The sequence below is a fragment of the Duganella sp. GW821-FHT01E12 genome (assembly GCF_059422325.1).
The window spans coordinates 144,090-169,210 of record NZ_JBWKWR010000003.1 but is presented as its reverse complement, the minus strand read 5'-3'; the positions used below and the strand labels follow the sequence as shown (position 1 = coordinate 169,210).

The window sequence follows — 25,121 nt, the reverse complement described above, 5'->3', positions numbered from 1 at the left end:
GGCCGGTGGCATTTACAGCACGATGGCGCTCAATGAACGCAGCAGCAGCCGCAGTTGCGCATGCAGCTCGCCGCGCTGGTCCGGCCCCAGTTCGGCCAGCATGGCGCGCTCCAGTTCCGCCACCGCGGCATCGCCCTGGCGCAGCAAGGCGCTGCCCTCGGCGCTCAGGCGCAGATGGATTATGCGGCCATGATTGGCGTCGGCCTGGCGCACGATCCAGCCGCGCGCCTCCATCGCCTTGACCATCTCGTTGGCCGACTGCGGCGAGATCATCGAGCGCTCGGCCAGCTGCGCGTTCGACAGCTGCTGCTGCGTGTCCAGCACCGACAGCGCCGTGTACTGGGCCGCCGTCATGCCCAGCACTCCAAGGCTGTCGCGCAGGCGCCGGCTCAACACATGGTCGATGCGGCCGATCAGGTAGGCGATGCCGCTGGGTTTATCGTGCGCGGCGGCGGGTGCTTGTTTTTTCATCGTGATCCGGAAGTTCAAAAAAGCGTTCGAAAAGCGCTTGCATTACAGGCCAAGCAGCATATATTATAAGACACGTATCAGGCAACCTGATATTAACCTAACATAGAGTGAGACCAAAATGAGCCAATACGACAAGCGCTGGACCACCGTCAAAGTAGACATCACCGGCGGCATCGCCTGGGTGACGCTGAACCGCCCGGAAAAGCGCAACGCCATGAGCCCCACGCTGAACCGCGAAATGATCGACGTGCTGGAGACGCTGGAGCAGGATCCGGAAGCCGAAGTGCTGGTGCTGACCGGCGCCGGCGACAGCTGGACCGCCGGCATGGACCTGAAGGAGTACTTCCGCGAGAACGACGGCAAGCCGGAGATCTACCAGGAGAAGCTGCGCCGCGACTGCTCGCAGTGGCAGTGGAAGCTGCTGCGCATGTACAGCAAGCCGACCATCGCCATGGTCAACGGCTGGTGCTTCGGCGGCGCGTTCTCGCCGCTGGTGGCCTGCGACCTGGCCATCTCCGCCGACGAAGCCGTGTACGGCCTGTCGGAGATCAACTGGGGCATCCCGCCCGGTAACCTGGTGAGCAAGGCGGTCGCCGACACCATGGGCCACCGTCAGGCGCTACACTACATCATGACTGGCGACACCTTCACCGGCAAGGAAGCGGCGGCCATGGGCCTGGTGAACAAGAGCGTGCCGCTGGCGCAGCTGCGCGAAGCCACCATCGAACTGGCCGAGAAGCTGCTGGCCAAGTCGCCGACGGTGCTGCGCATCGCCAAGAACGGTTTCAAGCGCTGCCGCGAACTGACCTGGGAGCAGAACGAGGACTACCTGTACGCCAAAGTCGATCAGTCCAACTACCGCGACCCGGAGAAAGGCCGCGCCCAGGGCCTCAAGCAGTTCCTGGACGATAAGACCATCAAACCAGGCCTGCAGACCTACAAGCGCGCATAAGACGCGCAACGCAGCCCGACGCCACAAAACAACACAGGAGATACGCCATGCTTGAAGCCCGTTTGCTGATCGGAGGCCTGGACCAGGCCTCATCCACCGGCGCCACCTACCAGCGCCTCAACCCGGCCACCGGCGACACCGCCTCGGTGGCCGCCGCCGCCACGCTGGACGACGCCGACGCCGCCGTCGCCGCCGCGCAGGCGGCCTTCCCCGGCTGGTCCGCCACCGCGCCCAACGAACGCCGCCGCCTGCTGCTCAAGGCGGCCGACTGCCTGCAGGCGCGCGCCCCCGAGTTCATCGCGGCCGGCGTGGCCGAAGCGGGCGGCGTGGCCGGCTGGTACGGCTTCAATGTGATGTTGGCCTCCTCCATGCTGCGCGAGGCGGCCTCGCTCACCACCCAGATCGCCGGCGAGGTGATTCCGTCCGACGTGCCGGGCCTGATGGCCATGGGCATGCGCCAGGCCTGCGGCGTGGTGCTCGGCATCGCGCCGTGGAACGCGCCGGTGATCCTCGGCACGCGCGCCATCGCCACGCCTCTGGCGTGCGGCAACACGGTGGTGCTCAAGTCGTCCGAGATCTGCCCCGCCGTGCACCGCCTGATCGGCAAGGTGTTCGAGGACGCCGGCTTCCCTGCCGGCGTGGTCAACGTGATCAGCAACGCGCCGCAGGACGCCGCCGCCGTGGTGGCGCGCCTGATCGCCCATCCGGCCGTCAAGCGCATCAACTTCACCGGCTCCACCAAGGTGGGCCGCATCATCGCCCAGCAGGCGGCCCAGCATCTGAAGCCGGTGGTGCTGGAATTGGGCGGCAAGAATCCGCTGCTGGTGCTGGACGACGCCGACCTCGATGAGGCGGTGCAGGCGGCGGCCTTCGGCTCCTTCTTCAACCAGGGCCAGATCTGCATGTCCACCGACCGCATCATCGTCGACAACAAGGTGGCCGACGCCTTCGTCGAAAAACTGCGCGTCAAGACAGCAGGCCTGCGCGCCGGCAAACCTGGCGCGGAAGGCGCGGTGTTGGGCGGCATGGTCGACGCCTCGGCCGCCGGCCGCGTGGCCGGCATGATCGCCGACGCCGAAGCCAAGGGCGCGAAGCTGGTCTGCGGCAGCGCGGATCGCGACGGCAACGTGCTGCAGCCGGCCATCATCGACCACATCGCGCCGGACATGGCGGTGTACCAGGAAGAGTCGTTCGGCCCCATCGTCGGCATCATCCGGGTCGACGGCGACGAGGCGGCGCTGGCCGAGGCCAACGCCAGCGAATACGGCCTGTCCGCCGCCATCTTCAGCCGCGACATCGGCCGCGCCATGGCGCTGGCGCGCCGCGTCGAATCGGGCATCTGCCACATCAACAGCTCCACCGTGGCCGACGAGGCGCAGATGCCGTTCGGCGGCGTCAAGGCCAGCGGTTACGGGCGTTTCGGCGGCAAGGCCGGCATCGCCGAATTCACCGATCTGCGCTGGATCACCATCCAGAGTGGCCACCGCCACTACCCGGTGTGATGGGGGAGCACGCAATGACGCAGCTCCCCACCACCGCCACGGCGCTGGACCTGTCGCGCTATCGCCCGGTGCGCGTCGGCAGCGCGCCGGTGCGGGTCGAGGCGGGCGCCGACGGCGCCTGGCGCCTGGCGTCCCAGGAAGCGCTGGGTCCCTACCCCGACCGCATCACCGATTGCCTGGTGCGCGGCGCCGAACACCATCCCGAACGCACGCTGGCCGCGCAGCGCGGTGCCGACGGCGCCTGGCAGCGCATCAGCTACCGCGAGATGCTGGAACGGGCGCGCGCGGTCGGCCAGGCGCTGCTCGACCGCGGCCTGTCGGCCGAACGGCCGCTGATGATCCTGTCCGGGAACGACCTGCAGCACCTGCAGCTGGCGCTGGGCGCGCTGTACGCCGGCATACCGTATTGCCCGGTGTCGCCCGCCGCCTCCGGCCCCAACGCCGACTTCACCAAGCTGACCCACTTCGTGCGCCACCTGACGCCCGGCATGGTGTACACCTCCGACGCCGGCGCCTGCGCGGCGGCACTGGCGGCCACGGTGCCGGATGACGTGGAGATCGTCACCAGCAGGGGCGACGCCGGCCGCGCCAGCACGCCGCTGGCGCAGCTGCTGGCGACCGCGCCGCGCACGGTGGACGCGGCCAACGCCGCCATCGGCCCGCACAGCATCGCCAAGTTCCTGTTCACCTCCGGCTCGACCAGGCTGCCCAAGGCCGTCACCACCACCCAGCGCATGTTGTGCGCCAACCAGCAGATGCTGCTGCAAAGCTTCCCGGCCTTCGGCGACAAGCCACCGGTGCTGCTGGACTGGCTGCCGTGGAGCCACACCTTCGGCGGCAGCCATAACGTCGGCATCGCGCTGTACAACGGCGGCAGCTACTACATCGACGACGGCAAGCCCACCGCGCGCGACTTCGCCGCCACGGTGCGCAACCTGAAGGAGATCGCGCCGACGGTGTTCTTCAACGTGCCCAAGGGCTGGGAGCTGCTCACCGCCGCGCTGGAGCAAGACCCGGAGCTGTGCCGCCACTTCTTCTCGCAGATGGAGCTGTTTTTCTTCGCCGGCGCCGGCCTGTCGCAGGCGGCGTGGGACGCGCTGGAGCGGGTCAGCGAAAACCGCTACGGCCAGCGCATCCGCATCATGGCCGGCCTGGGCATGACGGAGACCGCGCCGTCGTGCACCTTCACCACCGGCCCGGTGATGATGGCCGGCTATGTCGGGCTGCCGGCGCCGGCCTGCGAGGTCAAGCTGGTGCAGGTGGACGGCAAGTACGAGGCGCGCTTCCGCGGCCCGCACGTCATGCCCGGCTACTGGCGCGCGCAGCAGGCCACCGCCGACGCGTTCGACGAGGAAGGCTACTACCGCAGCGGCGACGCGGTGCGCTTTGTGGACCCGGCGCGGCCGGAACTGGGCTTGATGTTCGACGGCCGCATCGCCGAGGACTTTAAACTGAGCAGCGGCACCTTCGTCAGCGTGGGACCGCTGCGGGCACGGGTCATCAGCACCGGCGCGCCCTACATCCAGGACGTGGTGGTGGCCGGCATCGACCGCGACGCCATAGGTTTGCTGGTGTTCCCGCGCATGGACCAGTGCCAGCGGCTGTCCGGGCTGGGCGAGGACGCCGATGCCGCCGCCATCCTGTCCAGCGCCCCGGTGCGGCGCCGCTTCCAGCAGTTGCTGGCGCAGTTGAACGCCGTGGCTACCGGCTCGGCCTCGCGCGTCGAACGCCTGCTGCTGCTGGAGGAAGCGCCGTCGGTGACGGCCGGCGAGCAGACCGACAAGGGCTCGATCAACCAGCGCGTGGTGCTGGAGCGCCGCGCCGCGCTGGTCGCGGCCCTGTACGCGGGCGCCGATCCGTCGGTGCTGGTCGCCCCGGCCTGAGCGCGCCCGGCAAGGCTATTTGCCCTTGTAGATGCCGGCTTCGAGGATGATGTCGCCCTGCTTGACGAAGTAGGTCGACTTCTTCTCGATCTCGCCGGTGTTCGGGTTGTTGTAGCGGTAGTCCACCCAGCCCTTGCCTTTGGCCTTGGCCTGGTCGATGATCTCCTTGCGGAACAGCTTGCCGTCCGCGTCGGGCAGCACCACCATGTTCTTGCCGACCAGCTTGGGGTTGGTGGGATGGGCCAGCTGGGTGCCGTCCAGCGCCCGCACCGTCAGGTAGGTGGTGTCGTTGATGAACTCGGGGTTCTTGTTGTTGACTTCCTTGATCAGGGCGTCCTTGCCGTTCTTCTGCAAATAGGCGGCGCCCTTGTCCACCATGGCGACGGCGGCGGCGGACGTGTCGGCGGCCAGCGCCGGCACGGAGCTTAGCGCGGTGGCTGCCAGCAACACCGCTAGCATGGTATTTTTCATAATCTTGCCCAGTCTCCGAAATTAGTCGATCGCCGCTGCATTGGCGGCAACCCAACTATAGCAGTTCGATGCCCTCCGCCGGAGGCCGCCAGGCTACGTGATTTCCCTTATTGGAACGGGCTGCGGGGTTGCGTAACAGCCGCTTGTTTAGTGAAACAAAGGAAACTGGGCCTGCTCCGGCGCCTCGCCCTGCCCCTGCCGCGCCCGGCGTGATTAAATCTGAAACTTCGCCAAACTGATCGTCAGGAACCGCCGTATGCACACCTCCACCGTTCTGCTGCTCGCGCTGGCCGCGCCGCTCGCCTGCGCCACCGACCTGAGCGTGCGCTCGCCCGACGGCGCCGTCGTCGTCACCGTCAGCGACAACCGCGCCCATCCCAGCTACCGGGTCAGCTATCGCGGCAAGGACATCATCAACAATTCCCGCCTGGGCCTGGTGTTCAAGGACCAGCCGTCCTTCGGCGACGGCTACCATATCGTCGCCAGCGCGCCGGCCGCCGCCGACACCGAATGGACCCAGCCGTGGGGCGAGCGCAAGCTGGTGCGCGACAAGCACAACGAGCTGCGGGTCGATTTCGCCGCCAGGGACGCCGCGGCCGGCCGCTACACCGTGCGCTTCCGCGTGTTCGACGACGGCATCGGCTTCCGCTACGAGTCGCCGAAGCAGGCCGGCATGGAGCAGGCGGAGATCGTCGACGAGTCCACCGAATTCGCCCTGCCCGACGTCGACGCCACCCGCGCCTGGTGGATCCCGGCGCGCGCCTGGCGCAGCCTGGAATACCTGTACCGCAGCACCCCGCTGCGCGAGGCGGCGCACGTCGAGACGCCGTTCACGATGCGCCTGGCCTCGGGCGTCCACCTGAGCATCCACGAGGCCGCGCTGACCGACTACGCCTCGATGACGCTGGCCCAGCAGCGCGACGGCGTCTTCAAGGCCGACCTGACGCCGTGGTACGACGGCGTCAAGGTCAAGACCCACGGCGAGTTCAAGTCGCCCTGGCGCACCGTGCAGATATCGCCCGACGCGCCCGGCCTGCTCAACTCCGACCTGATCCTCAACCTGAACGAGCCGAACAAGCTGGGCGACGTCTCCTGGGTCAAGCCGGGCAAGTACATCGGCATCTGGTGGGCCATGCACCTGTGGCAGAAGACCTGGTCGTCCGGCCCCAAGCACGGCGCCACCACCGAGGAGACCAAGCGCTACATGGACTTCGCCGCCAAGTACGGCTTCTCCGGCGTGCTAGTCGAGGGCTGGAACGTGGGCTGGGACGGCGAATGGCCGGACAACGGCGACCTGTTCAAGTTCACCCAGCCCTATCCCGACTTCGACATGAACGCGGTGGCCGCCTACGCCAAAAAGACCGGCGTGCAGCTGATCGGCCACCACGAGACCTCAGGCGCGGTCAGCCACTACGCCAGCCAGATGGACGCCGCCTACGACTACTACCGCGACCACGGCGTGACCCAGGTCAAGACCGGCTACGTGGCCGACAACGCCCGGATCAAGCGCATCGACGCGCAGGGCCGCGTGCGCTACGAATGGCACGACGGCCAGTACATGGTCGGCGAATACCTGCGCTCGGTCGAGCAGGCGGCCAAGCGCCACATCAGCATCGACACCCACGAGCCGGTCAAGGACACCGGCCTGCGCCGCACCTACCCGAACTGGATCACCCGCGAAGGCGCGCGCGGCCAGGAGTACAACGCCTGGGGCTTCCCGCCCAATCCGCCCGAGCACACCGCCATCCTGCCGTTCACGCGCATGCTGTCCGGGCCGTTCGACTACACGCCGGGCATCTTCAACCTGAAGCCGAACGGCGAGCAGTCCGAGAACCGCGTGCGCTCGACGCTGGCCAAGGAACTGGCGCTGTACGTGGTACTGTACAGCCCGATCCAGATGGCGGCCGACCTGCCGGAAAACTACGAGGCGCGGCGCGACGCCTTCCAGTTCATCGTCGACGTGCCCACCGACTGGGAGCAGAGCCGCGCCATCGCCGGCGAGGTCGGCCAGTACGTGGCGATGGCGCGCCAGCAGCGCGGCGGCGCCGACTGGTTCCTCGGCACGCTCAGCAACGAGAAGGCGCGCTCGCTCGACCTCAAGCTGGACTTCCTGGCGCCGCACAAGCGCTACCAGGCGCAGATCTACCGCGACGGCGCCAAGGCGGACTGGGAGACCAACCCCTACGACATCGTCATCGAACAGCGCGAGGTCGGCCGCGACGACGTGCTGCCGCTGTGGCTGGCGCCGGGCGGCGGCGCGGCGGTGCGCTTCAAGGCGCTCGACTGACCACACATAACAATATTTTTTGGAGACACGCATGAAAAAACAGTTTTACGGCATCCTCGCCGGCGCGGCCTTGTGCCTGTGCGCCCAGGCCATCGCGGCGGCCACGCCCGCGCCGGTCAACACCTTCATCGGCACCCAGGACGACGGCAACACCTTCCCCGGCGCGTCGGCGCCGTTCGGCATGCTGCAGGTGAGCCCGATCGGCGAGCACTACGCCGGCTGGCACTACACCGATCCCAAGATCCGCGGCTTCGGCCACTTCTTCCTGTCCGGCGCAGGCTGCTGGGAACAGGGCGGCCAACTGTCGGTGCTGCCGGTCACCGGCAGCATCGGCCCCGGCGGCGCCTTCGACACCGCCAAGCCCGGCAGCTTCGACCACAAGCGCTACGCCGCCGACTACACCCACGACGGCGAGGTGGGCGACGCCGGCTACTTCAAGGTCAGGCTGACCAGCTACGGCGGCATCACCGCCGAAACCACCGCGCTGACCCGTGCCGCCGCCGAGCGCTACACCTTCGCGCCAGGCACGGCGCAGGGCCACATCCTGGTCAACCTGGGCCAGGCCAACGAGCGCCACTCGGTGGTCGGCAGCAGCCTGCGCGTGGTCGACGACCACAGCGTGGAAGGCAAGATCGTCACCCGCAGCTTCTGCGGCGGCGCGCAGTACGCCACCTGGTTCCGCATGGAGTTCGACCGTCCCTTCAGCGCGCACGGCGTCTGGAACGAGAACGGCGGCACGCCCGGCTCGCGCCAGCCCAGCCTGCAGGGCGACAGCCGCCCACACGGCGCCTGGTTCACCTTCGACGTCAAGGACAAGCAGGCGGTGACGGCCATCAGCGCCATCTCGCACGTGGACGCCGACGGCGCGCGCCGCAACCTGCGCGCCGACGCCTACGCGCAAGGCGCGCCGCGCAGCTTCGACAGCATGCGCGAACAGGCGCAGCAGGCGTGGCAGCAGGAACTCAAGTCGGTCGATATCGAGGGCGCCGACCAGAACCAGCGCACCGTGTTCTACACCGCGCTGTACCACGCCCTGCTGCAACCGCTGACCGGCAACGACATCGACGGCCGCTACCGCGGCTATGACGACCGCATCCACTCGGCCGGCGCCGCCACCTACTACGAATTCTTCTCGCTGTGGGACACCTACCGCGCGCAGAACCAGCTGATCGCCCTGCTGCGCCCCGAGCGCGCGCGCGACATCGCCGATTCGGTGCTGAAGATCCGCGAGCAAGGCGGCTGGCTGCCGCGCTGGGGCTACGCCAACTTCGAATCGAACGTGATGACCGGCGACCCGGTCACGCCCTTCCTGGTCGACCTGTGGCGCTACGGCGCGCTCAAGGGCCGCGAGCAGCAAGCCTACGCGGCGCTGCGCGAAAACGCCTTCGGCGTGCCGCCGTTCGGCAGCCGCAGCGAAGGCCGCGCCGGCAACCCCAGCTATCTGAGCAAGGGCTATGTGCAGTACGACCTGTCGTTCCGCGCCAAGGGCATGGACGTCGATCCGCACCACGGCGGCTCGGCCACGATGGAATACGCGCAGGCCGACGGCGCGCTGGCCTTCATGGCCGAGGCGCTGGGCAAGAAGGCCGACGCCGCGCTGCTGCGCCAGCGCGCCGGCAACTGGCGCAACGTGTGGGACAGCACGGCGCAGGACCAGCAACTGGGCTTCCAGGGCTTCCCGCGCGCCAAGACCGCCGACGGCCAGTGGTACACCGAGCTCGATGGCAGCTACACGCCGCGCGCCGAGCACGGCTTCCACGAGGGCACGGCCTGGCAATACCAGTGGCTGGTGCAGCAGGACGTGGGCGGCATGGTCAAGGCCATGGGCGGACGCGAGCAGACCGCGCGCCGGCTCGACGCCTTCTTCGCCTACGACGCGCTGCGCGCCGATCCCTACCAGGCGGTGCGCAAGGAATGGGTGATGGGCGCATACAACTACTACAACCAGTTCCGCTACAACCCGAACAACGAGCCGGACCTGCACGCGCCGTGGATGTACACGCTGGTCGGCCAGCCGTGGAAGACCAGCGCCGTGCTGCGCGCCGCCGAAACCCTGTTCAGCAACGCGCCCAACGGCGTCACCGGCAACGACGACCTGGGCACGATGTCGGCCTGGTATGTGTTCAGCGCGCTGGGCATCTATCCGTCCACGCCGGGCAGCGGCCGCTTCCTGCTGCATGAGCCGAAGTTCGCCAAGGCGCAGATCGACCTGGGCAACGGCCGCCAGCTGCGGATCGAAAAAGATGCGCCGGCTACGGCGGCGGCCGGCGAGCCGGTCTTCATCCAGCAACTGAGCTGGAACGCCAAGCCGCACGACAAGGTCTGGCTGGACTGGGAACAATTGCAGCGCGGCGGCCAGCTGCGCATGCAACTGTCGGCCGACCCGGCCGCCCAGCACTGGGGCAGCAGCCCGGCCAGCGTGCCGCCGGAACCTGGCGCCGGCGCGCCGCAATAAGCGCGGCGCTATAACGCCTGGCCCTCGCGGTCAGGCGCGCGCCCGCTCCTTGGCCACCCAGGCGAGGAAGGCTCCCAGCGCCAGCTCGGCCAGCTCGCCGTCTTCGGCCGAACTGGCGCCGGAGACGCCGATGCCGCCCAGCACCGCGTCGTCCAGCACAATCGGCACCCCGCCCTCCAGCGGACTGACGTGGGCGTTGCCCAGCATGCGCAAGCCGCTGCCGCCGGCCGTGATCATGTCCTCGAAAAATTTCGAGGGGCGCTTGAAGTTGACCGCCGTCCTGGCCTTCTCCAACGCAAAGCCCAGGCTGCCGTAGTTGGCATGCTCCATCCTGTGCACCAGCACGATCTGCGCGGCGCTGTCGAGCACCGTCACCACCAGTCTCAGGCCACGTTCGCGGGCCGCGCTTTCCGCCGCCGCCGCGATGTGCTGCGCGGCGGCCAGCGTGACGGGTTGGCCGTAATTCAAAGTCTTGCTCATCTGCTGCATCCTATGTGGAGAGGTTGAACGTCGCCGGCATGCGGGGGATGCGCTCCCGCAGATGCTCGGCGACCCAGGTCAGGTCGATTTCCTCGAAGCTGCGGCGGCCCTGCGTCGCCTGGCGCAGCAGGTCGGCCTGCAGCTTGCCGCGCTCCAGCGCGACCAGGTAGGGCATGCGGCTGAACGTCACCATGCGGTAGCGCGAGACGAAACGCTCGGGATAGCGCCGCTCCAGCCAGCTGGACAACTGCCGCTCCAGCACGTACTCCGCGCTGCTCACGCGCTGGCTCATCTCGGTGTAGTTTTCCAGCGCCATGGTCTGGATCGCGCCGGCGTTGGGCCGGCACTCGGCCTGGTAGGCGGCCAGCGCGGCGGGCAGCGATGCGCCCTCCAGCAGATGCCTGGTCAGCGCGACCGCGTCCTCCAGCGCGCAGTTCATGCCCTGGCCGTGGAACGGCACCATCGGATGCGCCGCATCGCCCAGCAGCACGACGTTGCCGAATCCATGCCACTGCTGCAGCGACAGGGTGCCCAGCTTGCCGACCGGATGGGTGTCGTAGTCGTTGACGAAATTGGGCATCAGCGCGTGCAGCTCGGGGAACGCCGCCGCGAACCAGCGCTGCGCGTCGGCGGCCTTGCCCAGCGCGGCGAAGTTCGGCGTGTCGGGCTGATCGCTTTGCAGATGCAGGAACAGCGTGGCCGTGAAGCTGCCGTCGATGTTCGGCAGCGCGATGCACATGTGTCCGCCGCGCGGCCAGATGTGCAGCGCGTCGCAGTTCAGGCGGAAGCCGCCAGCCTCCGCCGCCGGAATTTCCAGTTCCTTGTAGCCGTGTTCCTGGAACTCGCAGGTCTGCCCCAGGTCGACCTGCTTGCCCAGCGCCTTGCGCACGGCCGAGTCGGCGCCGTCCGCGCCCACCAGCAACTGGTAGTCCAGCGCTTCGCCGCCCTGCTCCAGCGTGATGCGGCGCATGGCGAAATCGATGTCGGCCACCGCCGCGTCGAAGCGCAGGCGCGCGCCGGCCCGCTCGGCCGCGTCCAGCAGCAGCCCGTTCAGCCGGGCGCGTTGCAGCGACCAGATCGCCTCGCTGTCGGACAGGCCGTAGGCGTGGAATTCGCTCGGCTTTCCGGGCGCATGCACTTGCCGGCCGCGCATCGGCAGCGCGATCGCCATCACCTGTTCCTCCAGCCCGGCCTGGCGCAGCGCGTAGCGGCCGCGTTCGGCCAGCGCCAGGTTGATCGAGCGGCCGGCGGCGCCGGTGCTGCGGCGCGGATCACCCATGCGCTCCAGCACCTGCACCGCGTAGCCGCGTTGCGCCAGCAGGCAGGCCAGCAAGCTGCCGGCCAGACCCGCTCCCGCTATCGTGACGGAGACGCCACGCGTTCCTTGATCATCACTCATGATGCCTGCTCCTTAGAGGGTGCTGCGTATGCGCCATAAATCGGGAAAGAGCACAAAGTCCATGGTCTTGGCCAGGTAGGACACGCCGGCACTGCCGCCGGTGCCGCCCCGGCGGCCGATGATGCGGTCGACCGTGGTCATGTGCCGGAAGCGCCACTGGCGGAAGCTGTCCTCCAGGTCGACTAGCTGCTCGCCCAGGTCGTGCAGGTCGGCGTGGTCCTCCGGTGCGCGGTAGATCGTCATCCACGCCGACTCGACCGACTCGTCGGGCCGGGTCGCCTGCTGGTCCGCCACCGACAGCAGGCGCGCCGGGTTGATGTCGAAGCCGCGCGCGGCCAGCAGGCGGACCACCTCGTCGTAGATCGACGGCGCGGCCAGGCGCTGGCGCAGGATCTGCAGCGAGGCCGGGCAATGCGCATGGCTCTCCATCATGCCCCGGTTCTTATTCCCGAGCAGGAATTCGATTTCCCTGAACTGGCAGGACTGGTAGCCCGACGAGGAACCCAGATAGGGCCGCATCGCCAGGAAATCCTGCGGCTCCAGCGTGGCCAGCACGCCCCAGGAATTGACCATGTGGTCGACGATGCGCCGGCTGCGCGCCAGCAGCCGGCTGGCCTTGGAGATGCGGCGCGCGCGTATCAGCTGGCCGGCCTGGGTCAGCTCGTGCAACAGTAGTTTCATCCACAACTCCGCACTCTGGTGCTGGATGATGAAGAGCATTTCGTCGGGCACGGGCGACAGCGTTTCCTGCCCGCCCAAAATCGTCCGCAGATTCAGGTAGTCGCCATACTTCATGGCGTGCGGCGGTGGGCTGGGCGCCTCGGCCGCGGGTCGATGCGCGAAGGGACATTCTTGCATGGTGAACCTCGTTGGATGTCGATGAAGGGAGCGTCGCTCAGCCGCCGGCGACCGCCGGCAGGATGGTGATCGCGTCGCCGGACTTGACGGGCGAGGCCAGTCCCTGCTGGAAGCGGATGTCGTCGTCGTTGAGGTAGATGTTCACAAAGCGGTGCAGCTGGCCGCCCTGCATCAGGCGGTTCTGCATGCCGGGATATTTGCGTTCCAGTGCGTGTATCACTTCCTGGATCGAGGTACCGCTGACGACGACCGTTTTCTGGTCTTCGGTCAGCGTGCGCATGATGGTGGGGAGATGGACTTGTACGGACATGATTAACCTTCAACGTATGGGGTGAACAATGCGATGGGGGTGACGGCGCCGTCCGCGCCGAGCACGGCGACCGGCTCCTCGCAGACGCGGCCGTCGATGATGCGGTAGCTGCGCAGCGGCGGCTGGAAGCGCGGATCGGTGCCGACGATCAGGTGGTGGACCTCGGGATAGGCGGCCGCGTGCGCGATGTCGCTGCGGCTGGGATAGGCGGCCGAACGGGTGTGCGAGTGGTAGAACACCAGCGGCACCTCGCCCGCCGCGTCCATGCCGCGCCAGGCCGCCAGCTGCTCCAGCGGCGCGAATTCGAAATAGTCCTCGGATTGCGCCATGTTGCGCATCGGGATCAGGCGGTACGGCGGGCGCGCCTCGGGCTTGCTGGCGACGATCCCGCAGCACTCCAGCGGGTGGCAGGCTTCGGCGTGTGCCAGGATCGCGGTGGCGATCCCGCTAGGCAGGGTCAACATGGGCGGCTCCGTCAATACAGGCTCTGGCCGGGATCGACCGCGCGTATCCAGGCCAGGATGCCGCCGTCCAGATTGCGCGCGCCCATGAAGCCGGCCTGGCGCATGGCGCGCACCACGTCGCGCGAGCGGGTGCCGCCCTTGCAGTAGACGACGAACTGGCCCGACTTGTCGAGCCCGTCCATGCCCTCGTCCAGCATGCGCCGCTTAGGGATCAGCTGCGCGCCTTCGATGCGGCAGATCTCCCATTCGTTCGGCTCGCGCACGTCGATCAGGGTCAAGGGCTGGCCGCCCAGCAGCACCTCCCGCAGCGCGTGCGGATCGATGCCGGGCACGTCCAGCTCGGCAAGCACGGCCGCCCGGTGGCCGCAGAACGCCGGGTAGTCGATCAGCGCGGTGATCGGCTGGCGATCCGGCGCGCGGCGCAGCGGCAGGAAGCGGTAAGTCATCTCCAGCGCGTCGTACACCGCCAGCCGGCCCAGCAGCGAGGTGCCGCAACCGGTGATCAGCTTGATCGCCTCGGTCGCCATGATGGAGGCGATGGCCGCGCACAGCACGCCCAGCACGCCGCCCTCGGCGCAGGACGGCGCCAGTTCCGGCGGCGGCGGCTCCGGATACAGGTCGCGGTAGTTGCGTCCCAGGTCGCCGGGCGCGTTTTCCCAGAACACGCTGGCCTGGCCTTCGAAACGGTAGATCGAGCCCCATACATAGGGCTTGTCGGCCAGGACGCAGGCGTCGTTGACCAGGTAGCGGGTGGCGAAGTTGTCCGTGCCGTCGACCACCAGGTCGTACTGGGCGACCAGCTCCAGCGCGTTCTCGCTGGTCAGGCCCTGTTCGTGCAGGCGCACTTCCACGTGCGGGTTCAGGTCCTGTATGGCGCGCCTGGCGCTGGCGGTCTTCGCCTCGCCGACCGAGCTCACGCGGTGGATGACCTGGCGCTGCAGATTGCTGACGTCGACCACGTCGAAGTCGGCGATGCCCAGCACGCCGACGCCCGCCGCCGCCAGGTACAGCAGCGCGGGCGAGCCCAGCCCGCCGGCGCCGATCACCAGCACCCGGGCCGCCTTCAGCCGTTGTTGGCCGCGCAGTCCGATCTCGGGCAAGAGAATGTGGCGGCTGTAGCGCGTCATTTCGGACTGGTCCAGCGCCAGTCCTTCCGTGACGAGAGGAGGTAGTTTCATCGTGCGGTTTCCTATCGAGGTTTAAGAATTCAGGCGCCGACGGCGTCGGCGAACAGCGTCGATTCCAGCGCCGCCTGCAGGGCGTCCATCTCTTCGTGCAGGCCTATCGTCACGCGCACCCAGTCCGGCGCTTCCGGCCAGCTGCGGCCGATGTGGATGTTGTGGCGCTGCGCCAGCTCGCGCGCCAGCTGGTTGCCGTCGCGGCCGATCTGCAACATCATGCAATTGGCCTCGGAAGCGGTGTAGGCGATGCCGCGCCGGTCCAGCCAGGCCATGAAGGCCTCGCGCACGCGGCGGGTGCTGGCCTTGCGCTCGGCCAGCGCGTCGTTTTGCTTCAGGCTGGCCAGCGCGGCCGCCGCGCCCGGCACCGAGATGTCGTGCGGCGGCACCGTATGGATCAGCGACAGCGAGGCCGGCTGGGCGATCGCGTAGCCCACCCGCAAGCCGGCCATGCCGTGGATCTTGGAAAACGTGCGGGTGACGATCAGGCTGGCGTCGCCGGCCACCTGGTCGATCAGCGACGGCTGGTCGCAGAATTCCAGGTAGGCCTCGTCCAGCAGCAGCGTGGTCAGCGGATTTTTCTTGCGCAGCAGCTGGAGCAAGTCCCGCTGCGGCGTCACGCTGCCGGTCGGATTGTTGGGGTTGGCCACGTAGATCAAGCCGCCGGCCGGCGCCGCCGCGCACATCGCCTCGACGTCGTGGGCGCCATCGGCGCGCAGCGGCACCTTGCGCACCGCTCGCCCGGCCAGGCGCGCCGCCTGCTCGCACACCGCGTAGCCGGGGCTGGCCACCACCAGCGGCGCCGTGGCCGAGGTGAACGCCAGCGTCGCATAATGCAGCACCCGGTTCGAGCCCGGATACAGCGACACCCAGGCCAGCGGCACCCCGTGCCAGGCGGCGATTTCCTCGCGCAACTGCTCGGCCAGCACGAACTGGTAGCGGCCGGCCTGGCCCACCGCCAGGCGGGCCGCGCTGGCGGCCTCCGGCAGCAAGCCGAAGGGCGATTCGTTAAAATTCAACAGCACATCGCGTGACATGGTGACTTCCTTTACTTAGGTTGGGTAACTATCCGCCCGCTTCAGCACCGCACGGCCTTGGGCGGCTTGCCGAAGTAGCGCGTAAACGCCGCGCTGAAATTGCTCGGATGCTGGTAGCCGACCTGGTAGGCCGCCTGCGCAACCTGCTGTCCCCGCTCCAGCAATTCCAGCGCCCGCTGCATCCGCAATTCCAGCAGCCGTTGTCCGGGGCTCACGCCATAGGCCTTGCGGAAGGCATCCTTGAGCTTGTATTCGCTCAAGCCGGTCTGCGCGCACAACGACGCCATGCTCAACAGCTGGTCGAGATTGGCACGCATGAACGTGTCGAGCCCGGCCAGCCTGTCCATCTCTTCCGATCGCAACTGCCCCGACTGGCGCGTCGACGGCGTCAGCAGGCGCAACTGCTCGGCCAGCAGACTCAGCGCCTGAATCCGCAAGCCCAGATCGTTTTGCTGCCCCAGCAAACGCGCGTCGGACAAGGCGCGCAAATGCATGCTGGCCGCCGTGGCGCCGAAACTGAGCTGGCTGGTGCCTTCGCTGCGCGCCAGCGCGGGACGCAACAGACGCCAGCCCAGTTCCGGTCCCACATAGCGCAGCAAGGCGCTTTCGCTCACGATCAGGCGCAACTGGCGCACCGGGCGCTGGCCCGGATGGCAGCGCTCGCCGCGCCCCTTCAGGTACGACGACACCGTCGTGTAGCCGGCGCGGAAGTACAAATTGTCTCCGCTCCGGTCGCGAAATTCCGAGTCGCCCTCCAGGCCAAACGTCAGCACCAGGTTGCGCTCGCTCCCTTCGTATTCGCAGGCTTGCATCTGATCCTGGCCGCTCCGCACGCTGGAACTGACGACGGAAAAGCCCGCTTCACAATCGAAACGCCTGACTTCGTTTGCCGGCAGCTGGCCTGCTTCGATCACCCAGGCCGACTTCGATACCTCGCCCGCGCTGGCGGTATCGGGCGCTAACAACGTACGCATCGTTGGAAATCCTCCGGTTGCATTAGAGAAAAGACAATCCAAATTGATAACGTTAGACGCAGCCTAACGAAAAGTCGCTGCGCTGCGCATAGCCTTCCGCGATTCGCATACGAAATCATCCGGATTGAATACGTAATAGTAATGACACTCATTCTCATTTTCATTTATATTTACAAAATGTGCAATATATGCAACTTTACTCCGCTTTTTCACCGTGTATAAGGGTCGCAGCATGGTTCATACAAGCCTGCAGTTTGCGGATAAAACCGTCGCGCCAAACTGCCTTCCGTTGACGGGAATACGGCTGCGCCTGGGCGCCGCCGGGGACGACCTGCAGCCCTTGCAGGACGCTTTGCGCCGCCGCGCCGCCATCCTCGGCGCCCAGGTGATGGTGGCGCCGGATCAAGTCCAGCCGGGCGCCCTGCTGGCCACCCTGGCCGACGCCAGCGGCGCCAGCGCGCAGCTGTGCCTGCGCGCCTGGCCCCGGCCGGCGGCGGGCGGAGCCGCCCTGCTGGAAGCGGCCAGCGGCATGACGGCCTGGCACCAGCGCGCTGCGGGCCTATACCTGCCGCTGGGCATCGACTACCTGGCTACGCTGGGGGCTTCACTGGCGCTGGGTGCCGGCGTGGCGACACTGCTTTCGCTGCGCAAGCACGCCGGCCACGCAGGCCTGAACCTTAACCTAGCTGAATGCGCGCTGTTTGCGATGAATCAATATTTATCAATGGACAACTCCGGGCAGATTGCGCTAGGCCGCGGCGCCGAGGACGACCGCAGTCCGCCGTTTGCCAGCGGCGACGGCGTCCGCTTCGAGCTGGAAGCCTTGAGCGCGGAAAGCTGGCGCGCGTTCTGGCAGGCGGCCGGGGCCACGCCCGACGACATCCGGCGCGGCTGGGCGCCGTTCATGCAGCGCTACACGCAGGCCAGGGCGTTTTTGCCGGCCGGCTTGTTCGGCTGCGCCGCAACGCAGCCGTTCGCGGCCCTGCAAGCCATGGCGGCGGACGCCGGCGCCACCGTGTGCGCGCTGCGCCACGCCGCCACGGCGGGCGACGATCCCGCCTGCGCGCACTGGATGCACGGCGGCCCGTGGCAGTTCGTGCCGGCCGGCGCGGCCTCCCCCGCCATCGCCACCGTCGCGGCCGAACGCTGCGGCGGCACGCCGGAACGGCCGCTGGCCGGCATGAGCGTGCTGGAATCGTGCCGCCTGATCCAGGGGCCGCTGGCCGCCCATCTGCTGCAGCGGCTGGGCGCCGATATCGTCAAGGTCGAGATGCCGGGCGGCGACCCGATGCGCGCGCTGCCTCCGCTGGCGGGCAATATCTCCGCCCATTTCGCCGCCATCAACCGCGGCAAGACCAGCGTCGAGCTCGACCTCAAGACGGCCGACGGCCGCCAGCGCCTGCTGGACCTGGCCGCCAGCGCGGACGTATTCCTGCACAACTGGGCGCCGGGCCGGGCCGCGCAACTGGGCTTGACCGGCGCCGACCTGGCGCGCACCTGCCCGTCGCTGATCTACGCCAGCGCCTCCGGCACCGGGCAGTCGCCGCTGCCGGACGATCCGGTCGGCACCGACTTCATGATCCAGGCCCACAGCGGCGTGGCCAGCCTGCTGCGCACCGGCGCCGGCCAGCCGCAGTCCGGCACGCTGTTGACCATCATCGACGTGCTTGGCGGCGCGGCGGCGGCGGAAGGCGTCATCGCCGCCCTGTATGCGCGCGCCAGCCGGGGCCAGGTGCTGCATCTGGACTCGGCCATGGCGGGCGCGGCCGGCCTGCTGGTGGCGGCGCAGGCGGCCCGTCCCGCGTGGCGCGGCTGCAGCGACGCCGGCGCCGTCAACCGACTGCTGTCGCTGCCAAGCGCCTACGCCACCAGCGACGGCTGGCTGATGATCGACCGCATCGCCGACCAGGACGCCGCCAGCTACGCCAGGCGCCTGGCCGCGCAGGCGCCGGACGCCGGTTTCGCCGACGCGTTCGCGCACGCGCTCACAGCCCGCACCAGCGCCGCCAACCGGCAGGAGCTGCGCCGGCACGGCATCCAGGCCGAAGCCATCGCAACGAGCGCAGCCGAGGTCATCGGCCACGCCCAGTTCGCCGGTCTGGCGCGCGTGCAGCATGGTTTATTGCAGTTCCAAAATCCCTGGACCATCGCGTCCAGTCCCATCACCTCACTCCTCTATTCCGCCATGACTAACCACTACATCACGCCGTCCGCCCCCGCCAACAGCGCCTCGCCACTTGTGGCCACCGACCTGGTCGACGCCAAACAGAGGCAGGCCTGGGCCAGCGCCGGCATCTACCAGAACCTGGACCTGTACGCCGCGTTCCAGCAGCACTGCAAGGCGCGGCCGCAGGCCGTCGCCGTGTGCGACCAGGACGAAAGCCTGAGCTACGCCGCCCTGCAGGCGCGCAGCCTGAGCCTGGCCACCGCGCTGGCCCGCCTGAACGTGGGCGCCGGCGACGTGGTGGCGGTCAATCTGCCCAACGGCTGGCGCGGCTGCGCGGCCGACATGGCCGCCGCCGCGCTGGGCGCCATCGTGCTGCCGTTCCCGCTGGGACGCAAAGCCCACGAGAGCCGTTTGATCCTCAAGAAATCCGGCGCCAAGGTCCTGATCTGCCAACGCCAGGTCGGCGACAGCGACTACGCCGCGCTGATCGACGGCATCCGCGCCGACCTGCCCGCGCTGCAGGCGGTGCTGGTGCACGGCGAGCAGTACGGCGACTGGGGCGACCTCGACGCCTGCTGGCAGCTGCCCGCCCACGACTACCGCGCCGGCGCCATAGACCCGAACGGCGCGGCCCGCCTGATCGCCTCGTCCGGCTCCGAGTCCGAGCCCAAGCTGGTCGCCTATTCGCACAACAGCCTGCTTGGCGGCCAGGCCAACTACCTCACCAGCCTGGGCGCGCGGCCGGCCGACATGCGCGCGCTGTTCTGCGTGCCGCTGGCGTCGCCCTTCGGTTCGCTGGGCACGTCGTGCGCGCTGGCGGCCTTCGGCGGCACGCTGATCAATTGCGAACGCTTCCAGCCCGAACAGGTGCTGCAACTGGCGGCGCAGCGCGAAGTCACCCACCTGTTCGCCGGTCCCAACATGGTGGACATGCTGTTGAATTGCCCGCTGCTGCAAGCGGATCAGTCCTTCCGCCTGCCCGCGCTCAAGGCCATCGTCAGCGGCGGCTCGGCGCTCAGCGCGGAGACGGCGCGGCGCGTGCGCGCCCAGCTCGGCTGCGCGCTGATCCAATCCTACGGCTCGGCCGACGGCGTCGCCTGCCACACCGCGCTGGAGGACGACATCGACACCACCGTCCACACCGTCGGCATCCCCGACAGCAGCGTGGTGACGGTGCGCATCGTGGACGAACAGGGCCAGACGCTGCCGCAGGGACGGGAAGGCGAGATCTGGGCGCGCGGCCCGATGACGCCGATGTGCTACTTCGGCGCGCCGGAGCTGGACCGCCGCTACCGCACCGCGGACGGCTGGGTGAAAACCGGCGACCGTGGCAGCCTGGACGACCAGGGCCGCCTGCGCATCGTGGGCCGCCGCGCGGACACGGTGGTGCGCGCCGGCATCAAGCTGAACCTGCCCGAGATCGAGAACCTGCTGCACGGCCACGCGGCCATCGCCGACGCCGTCCTGCTGCCGATGGCCACCTCGGCCGACCTGCGCCTGCACGCCTGCCTGGTGCTGCGCGGCGGCGCCAGCGCGCCGGACATGACGGCGCTGAACCACTATCTGCTCAACGACCTGGGGCTGGAACGATATAAATCGTTGGACTCCATCAGCTACCACGAGCAGTTCCCCATCGCCCCGTCCGGCAAGGTGGACAAGTCCGCCCTGCTCAAGCAGCTGCAGGACGCGCCCACGGCCAGCCCGGCGGGCGAATTGTCGGCCCAGGGCATCCTCGAGATTCTGACCGGCGTCGAACGCGCCGGGGTGCTGCGCGCCGCCATCCAGCTGGGCGTGTTCGACCTGCTGGCGGCCGGACCCAAGAGCGCCTCGCAGCTGGCGCGGGAATGCGGCGCCAACGCGCGCGGCATGCGGGTGCTGCTGGACGCGCTGGCCGGGCTGAAATTGCTGGCCGCCGCCTCGCCCGCCATCGACTACGCGCTGACGCCGCAATCGCAGCGCTTCCTGCTGCGCGATTCGGCCTACTACGTGGGCGGCCTGTCGCAGGTCTACACCGACGACCTGATGTGGGAAACCTTCCGCGACTTCAAGGCCGCCGTGGTGGCCGGCCGCAGCGTGCTGCCGTCCAGCCTGGAGACGGCCAACCATCCGTACTGGGAACAGTACGCGGCCGGCATCCAGAACACCAGCCGCACCACGGCCGCCCGCGTGGCCGGCCTGCTGCGCGACTGGCGCCCCGGCGAGAAACAACTCGCCATCCTCGACCTGGCGTGCAGCAGCGGCATCTACGGCTTCACCGTGGCGCTGCAGTTCGACAACGCCAGCGTGTGCGGCGTCGACTGGCCGGCGTCCCGCTCGAAGTTCGAGCAGCAGGCGCAGGAGTTCGGCCTGGCGCAGCGCTCGCGCTTCGTCGCCGCCGACCTGTTCGAACTATCGCTGCCGGAACGCTACGACCTGGTCATCATGAGCCAGATCCTGCACCACTTCGACGCCGACCATTGCCGCGAACTGCTGGCCCGCGCCCGCAACTGCCTCAAGCCCGGCGGCCGGCTGGTGCTGTGCGACTTCATGCTGAGCGAAGCCGCACCGCACACCGAGACCATGCAGCGCTTGTTCGGCGCGCAGATGCTGGGCCTGACCAACGCCGGCGAGTGCTATCGGGCCGACTTCCTGCAGGGCATGCTGCGCGAGCAAGGCTTCCAGGCGCCGCAGCTGCGGGCGCTCAAGGGCCTGCCCGTGCATTGCATCCTGGCCGACCTGGAGAAATAGACCATGAACCTCCCCTTGTGGCGCCTGGCCCGGCGCTTCCTCGCCGCCATCCTCGCCTGCATCGGCAGCAACCTGCTGGTGACGGCGAGCTACGTGGCCCAGGCGCTGTGCTTGGCGCTGGTGGTGCGCGCCCTGTACCAGCGCGAGCCCGACTGGCAGACCTGGCTGGCCGCCTACGCCGTGCTGGCCCTGGTGCGCACGCTGCTGATGTGGCTCAGCGAGCGCGCCGCGCAACGGGCCGCCGCGACGGTCAAGTTCCGCCTGCGCGCCGAGCTGCTCGAACCGGCGCTGCGGGCGCCGGCCGGCGTCAACGAGGCGGAGCTGCAAAACACGCTGATCAACGGCGTGCAGGCGCTGGAGACGTACTACAGCCGCTACATCCCGGCGCTGTTCGGCGCGCTGCTCGGCTGCGGCGCGATCATCGCGTACCTGGCCTGGCTGGACCCGGCGTCGGCGCTGGTGCTGGCAGTGTGCGCGCTGGCGCTGCCCGTGTCGGACAGGCTGTGGCTGCGCTGGCGCCGCCCGCAGGCCACCGGCCTGTTCGGCAGCATGGGGCGTTTCGCCGCCTATCTGCAGGACAGCCTGCAGGGCGTGGAAACGCTGAAGGCCTGCGGCGCCAGCGCCGCACGGCGCCGCGTGCTGGTCGACCATGCGCGCGCGCTGCGCCAGCAGGCGATGTCGGTGCTGTACCTGGTGCTGATGCGCAACGGCTTGACCGGCTTGTTCGGCCTGGGCGCGATCGCGCTGGTGCTGGGCATGAACGTGGTGCGCAGCGTGAACGGCAGCCTTGGACTGGAAAGCCTGCTCGTCATCCTGTTCCTGGCGCGTGAAAGCTTCCGTCCGCTCGACAGCCTGGACAAGGGCTTCCACACCGCCTGGGGCGCCGCCAGCGCGATCAAGCCGGTCGGCGCGTTGCTGGACGCGCAGAATTCGCCGCCAGCGCAATGGCAGCCGCAATCGCAGCCGCTGCCGGTGAAGGCGCCCGCCTCCTACGCGCTGCGCTTCGAGGACGTGCATTTCAGCTGGCCCGGCAACGCCGAGTCGGCCGTGAGCGACATCAGCTTCACCATCGGCGAGCGGGAATTCGTCGCCGTGGTCGGCGCCTCGGGCGCGGGCAAGTCGACGCTGGCCGCGCTGGCGCTCGGCTTCGCGGCGCCGCTGCGGGGCCAGATCACGCTGGGCGACCAGCCGATGAGCCGCCACTCGCAGGAACAATGGCGCGCGCACTTCAGCGCGGTGCTGCAGGACAGCACGCTCTTCGCCGGCACCATCACCGCCAACCTGCTGATGGCCGATCCGCAGGCCAGCATCGAGGCCATGCACGAAGCGACCCGCCTGGCCGGCCTGCACGACGAGATCCTGCGCATGCCGGAAGGCTACGCGACCGAGGTCGGCGAGCGCGGCAACGCGCTGTCAGGCGGACAGCGCCAACGCCTGGCGCTGGCGCGGGCCTGGCTGAAGGACGCGCCCATCCTGGTGCTCGACGAAGCCACCGCTCACGTCGACGCGGCCAGCGAACAAGCGATCGCCGCGGCCATCGCCCGCTGTGCCGGGCGGCGCAGCCTGCTGGTCATCGCCCACCGCCTCGACACGCTGCAACGCGCCGACCGCATCCTGGTGATGGAGCGCGGCCGCATCGTCGAACAAGGCACCCACCAGCAACTGATGGCGCGGAACGCGGCCTACGCGCGCCTGTACGCCGCCCAGCAAACCACCGAAACGACAGGAGCCGATCATGGATGAGGTCTTGGGCATCTCCCCGCAATTGCGCCACGGCGGCCGGCCCGCATGGCGCGAACGCATCGCCGCCTACGTGGCGCTGGTGCAGCTGGCGCGCACGCAAGGCCGCCTGCTCGGCCTGACGCTGTGCGCCAGCGTGCTGTCCCAGGCCGGCATCATCGGCAGCCTGGCGCTGGGCGCGTGGCTGACCGGACTTGCCTGCGCCGGCCAGGCGCCCGATCCCGCCTGGCTGGCGGCGCTGGCGGCCACGGTGCTGGCCGGCGCGCTGGCGCGCTGGTGGCAGGCCGACGTCTCGCACCGGCTGGCGTTCGCGCTGATCGAGACGCTGCAGGTCGGCATCTACGCCGGCCTGGAACGGGCCGCGCCGCTGCCCGGCACCCGCAGCGGCGACCTGGCCAGCATCGCCACCCAGGACGCGCAGACGATGGAACACTTCTTCGCCCACTTCCTCGGCGACCTGCTGGCCGCCGTGCTGCTGCCGCTGTTCGCGCTGGTGCTGCTGACGTGGATCGATCCGCTGCTGGCATTGGCCTGGCTGCCGCTGCTGCCCTTGCTGGCCTCGGTGCCGCTGTGGCTGGGCTGGCGCGCCGAAGTCCAGGGGCGGCAGTTGATGGCGGTGCAGTCCCGCCTCAACGCCGACGTGGCCGAGGGTTTGCAGGGCCGGAAGGAATTCGCAGTGTTCGGGCAGGAGGACCGCTGGCTGCACAAGCTGGCGACCAATATGCAGGGCTTGCAGACTGCGCAAAGAAAGTACGCGGCCCGCGCCGGCCTTGAACAGGCGGCCATCGAATTGCTGCAGGCTGGCGCGGTGGTGCTGGTGGCCTTGGCTGCCGGACATCTGGTGCTCAACCTCGCCGTACCGCCCGCCCTGCTGCCGCTGGTGCTGGTGCTGGCGGCGACGGCGGCGGTGCCGCTGGCCGAGCTGGCCCAAAGCGCGCGCAAGCTGGGCGAACTAAAGGCCGCCGCGCAGCGCATCCTGCATGTGCTGCAACTGCCCGAGCGCATACCGGACAAGGGCCATGCCGTGCCGCACGACGCGACGCTGAACTTTCGCCAGGTGGGGTTCGGCTATGCGGAGCGCCAGGTCCTGCAAGGCATCGATTTCCAGTTGCGGCCGGGAGAGATCGTCGCCCTGGTCGGCGCCTCCGGCGTCGGCAAGAGCACCTGCGGCAAGTTGATGCTGCGTTTCTTCGACGTGCAGGCCGGACAGATCTGCATCGGCGACACGGATATCCGCGACCTGTCGCTGGCCGCGCTGCGCCAGACGGTGGCCTTTGTGCCGCAGGACGTGTATCTGTTCGAGGACAGCGTGGCCAACAACATCCGCCTCGCCCGTCCCGACGCCAGCATGGCCGACGTCGAACGGGTCGCCCGCATGGCGCAGGCGCACGACTTCATCAGCCGTCTGCCGCAGGGGTACGACACGCCCTGCGGCGTGCGTGCCAGCCGCCTGTCGGGCGGCCAGGCGCAGCGCATCGCCATCGCGCGCGCCTTGCTGCAGCAGGCGCCCATCCTGGTGCTGGACGAAGCCACGTCCCACATCGACACCGTGGGCGAACTGGCCTTGCACAAGGCGCTCGACACCCTGCGCGCCGGGCACGGCGTTTTGCTGATCGCGCACCGGCCGTCCACGATACGCCAGGCCGACCGCATTCTCGTGCTGGAGCACGGACGTATCGTCGAACAAGGCAGCCACGCTGAATTGCTGGCGCGCCAGGGCGCATACGCGCGCCTGCTTTCCAATGAATCCACATAAGGACTAAACC

The 25,121-nt window shown here is 68.8% G+C and carries 18 protein-coding genes; 8 read left to right on the top strand and 10 right to left on the bottom strand.

Annotation, left to right across the window (positions count from 1 at the left end; genetic code table 11):
- Positions 1-12: 12 nt before the first annotated feature.
- Positions 13-471, bottom strand: a complete 459-nt coding sequence (locus tag AC07WS_RS10710; RefSeq protein WP_494729042.1) for a MarR family winged helix-turn-helix transcriptional regulator — start codon at positions 469-471, stop codon at positions 13-15.
- Positions 472-589: 118 nt separating this feature from the next.
- Between AC07WS_RS10710 and AC07WS_RS10705 the strand changes: the two genes are divergently transcribed.
- From AC07WS_RS10705 to AC07WS_RS10695, 3 genes are read left to right on the top strand one after another with little or no spacing between them, the layout of a single operon-like run.
- Entirely contained in the window at positions 590-1,423 is an 834-nt protein-coding gene (locus AC07WS_RS10705) for a p-hydroxycinnamoyl CoA hydratase/lyase (protein WP_486065043.1), read from the top strand.
- Positions 1,424-1,470: 47 nt separating this feature from the next.
- The gene (locus AC07WS_RS10700; protein ID WP_494729041.1) at positions 1,471-2,925 is read left to right on the top strand and encodes an aldehyde dehydrogenase; all 1,455 of its coding nucleotides are present in this window, start codon (positions 1,471-1,473) and stop codon (positions 2,923-2,925) included.
- 14 nt (positions 2,926-2,939) lie between these two features.
- On the top strand, positions 2,940-4,808 hold the full coding sequence (locus tag AC07WS_RS10695) for a feruloyl-CoA synthase (protein WP_494729040.1): 1,869 nt from the start codon (positions 2,940-2,942) through the stop codon (positions 4,806-4,808).
- A 15-nt stretch (positions 4,809-4,823) separates the two neighbouring features.
- Here the strand turns inward: AC07WS_RS10695 and AC07WS_RS10690 are convergent, their stop codons facing one another.
- Positions 4,824-5,267: a cache domain-containing protein gene (locus AC07WS_RS10690; RefSeq protein ID WP_494729039.1), complete on the bottom strand. Its 444-nt coding sequence runs from the start codon at positions 5,265-5,267 to the stop codon at positions 4,824-4,826.
- 268 nt (positions 5,268-5,535) lie between these two features.
- Between AC07WS_RS10690 and AC07WS_RS10685 the strand changes: the two genes are divergently transcribed.
- The gene (locus AC07WS_RS10685) at positions 5,536-7,566 is read left to right on the top strand and encodes a glycoside hydrolase family 97 protein (RefSeq protein ID WP_494729038.1); all 2,031 of its coding nucleotides are present in this window, start codon (positions 5,536-5,538) and stop codon (positions 7,564-7,566) included.
- Positions 7,567-7,597: 31 nt separating this feature from the next.
- Entirely contained in the window at positions 7,598-10,021 is a 2,424-nt protein-coding gene (locus tag AC07WS_RS10680) for a GH92 family glycosyl hydrolase (protein WP_494729037.1), read from the top strand.
- A 30-nt stretch (positions 10,022-10,051) separates the two neighbouring features.
- Here the strand turns inward: AC07WS_RS10680 and AC07WS_RS10675 are convergent, their stop codons facing one another.
- From AC07WS_RS10675 to AC07WS_RS10640, 8 genes are read right to left on the bottom strand one after another with little or no spacing between them, the layout of a single operon-like run.
- A complete protein-coding gene (locus tag AC07WS_RS10675) occupies positions 10,052-10,501 on the bottom strand; it encodes a GlcG/HbpS family heme-binding protein (protein WP_494729036.1) in 450 nt (149 codons plus the stop codon).
- 10 nt (positions 10,502-10,511) lie between these two features.
- Positions 10,512-11,900, bottom strand: a complete 1,389-nt coding sequence (locus AC07WS_RS10670; protein WP_494729035.1) for an FAD-dependent oxidoreductase — start codon at positions 11,898-11,900, stop codon at positions 10,512-10,514.
- 12 nt (positions 11,901-11,912) lie between these two features.
- A complete protein-coding gene (locus tag AC07WS_RS10665; protein WP_494729034.1) occupies positions 11,913-12,758 on the bottom strand; it encodes a tryptophan 2,3-dioxygenase in 846 nt (281 codons plus the stop codon).
- Positions 12,759-12,795: 37 nt separating this feature from the next.
- Positions 12,796-13,068 carry a MoaD/ThiS family protein gene (locus AC07WS_RS10660; protein ID WP_494729033.1) on the bottom strand — a complete coding sequence of 91 codons (273 nt, stop codon included), beginning with the start codon at positions 13,066-13,068 and terminating at the stop codon, positions 12,796-12,798.
- Positions 13,069-13,070: 2 nt separating this feature from the next.
- Complete coding sequence (locus AC07WS_RS10655) at positions 13,071-13,532, bottom strand: M67 family metallopeptidase (RefSeq protein ID WP_494729032.1); 462 nt, start codon at positions 13,530-13,532, stop codon at positions 13,071-13,073.
- Between the two features lie 11 nt (positions 13,533-13,543).
- Positions 13,544-14,710 (bottom strand): molybdopterin-synthase adenylyltransferase MoeB, encoded by a 1,167-nt coding sequence (gene moeB / locus AC07WS_RS10650; protein ID WP_494729031.1) that lies wholly within the window; start codon positions 14,708-14,710, stop codon positions 13,544-13,546.
- A 29-nt stretch (positions 14,711-14,739) separates the two neighbouring features.
- Positions 14,740-15,747: an aminotransferase class I/II-fold pyridoxal phosphate-dependent enzyme gene (locus AC07WS_RS10645; protein ID WP_494729030.1), complete on the bottom strand. Its 1,008-nt coding sequence runs from the start codon at positions 15,745-15,747 to the stop codon at positions 14,740-14,742.
- A 41-nt stretch (positions 15,748-15,788) separates the two neighbouring features.
- A complete protein-coding gene (locus AC07WS_RS10640; RefSeq protein WP_494729029.1) occupies positions 15,789-16,721 on the bottom strand; it encodes a helix-turn-helix transcriptional regulator in 933 nt (310 codons plus the stop codon).
- Between the two features lie 232 nt (positions 16,722-16,953).
- Between AC07WS_RS10640 and AC07WS_RS10635 the strand changes: the two genes are divergently transcribed.
- The 3 genes from AC07WS_RS10635 to AC07WS_RS10625 are packed head-to-tail and all read left to right on the top strand — an operon-like array spanning position 16,954 to position 25,111.
- Positions 16,954-21,615, top strand: coding sequence for an AMP-binding protein (locus tag AC07WS_RS10635; protein WP_494729028.1), 4,662 nt, complete (start codon positions 16,954-16,956; stop codon positions 21,613-21,615).
- Positions 21,616-21,618: 3 nt separating this feature from the next.
- Positions 21,619-23,358 carry an ABC transporter ATP-binding protein/permease gene (locus AC07WS_RS10630; RefSeq protein WP_494729027.1) on the top strand — a complete coding sequence of 580 codons (1,740 nt, stop codon included), beginning with the start codon at positions 21,619-21,621 and terminating at the stop codon, positions 23,356-23,358.
- Positions 23,351-25,111, top strand: a complete 1,761-nt coding sequence (locus AC07WS_RS10625) for an ABC transporter ATP-binding protein (protein WP_494729026.1) — start codon at positions 23,351-23,353, stop codon at positions 25,109-25,111. The genes AC07WS_RS10630 and AC07WS_RS10625 overlap by 8 nt, the downstream gene beginning before the upstream one ends.
- Positions 25,112-25,121 lie beyond the last annotated feature (10 nt).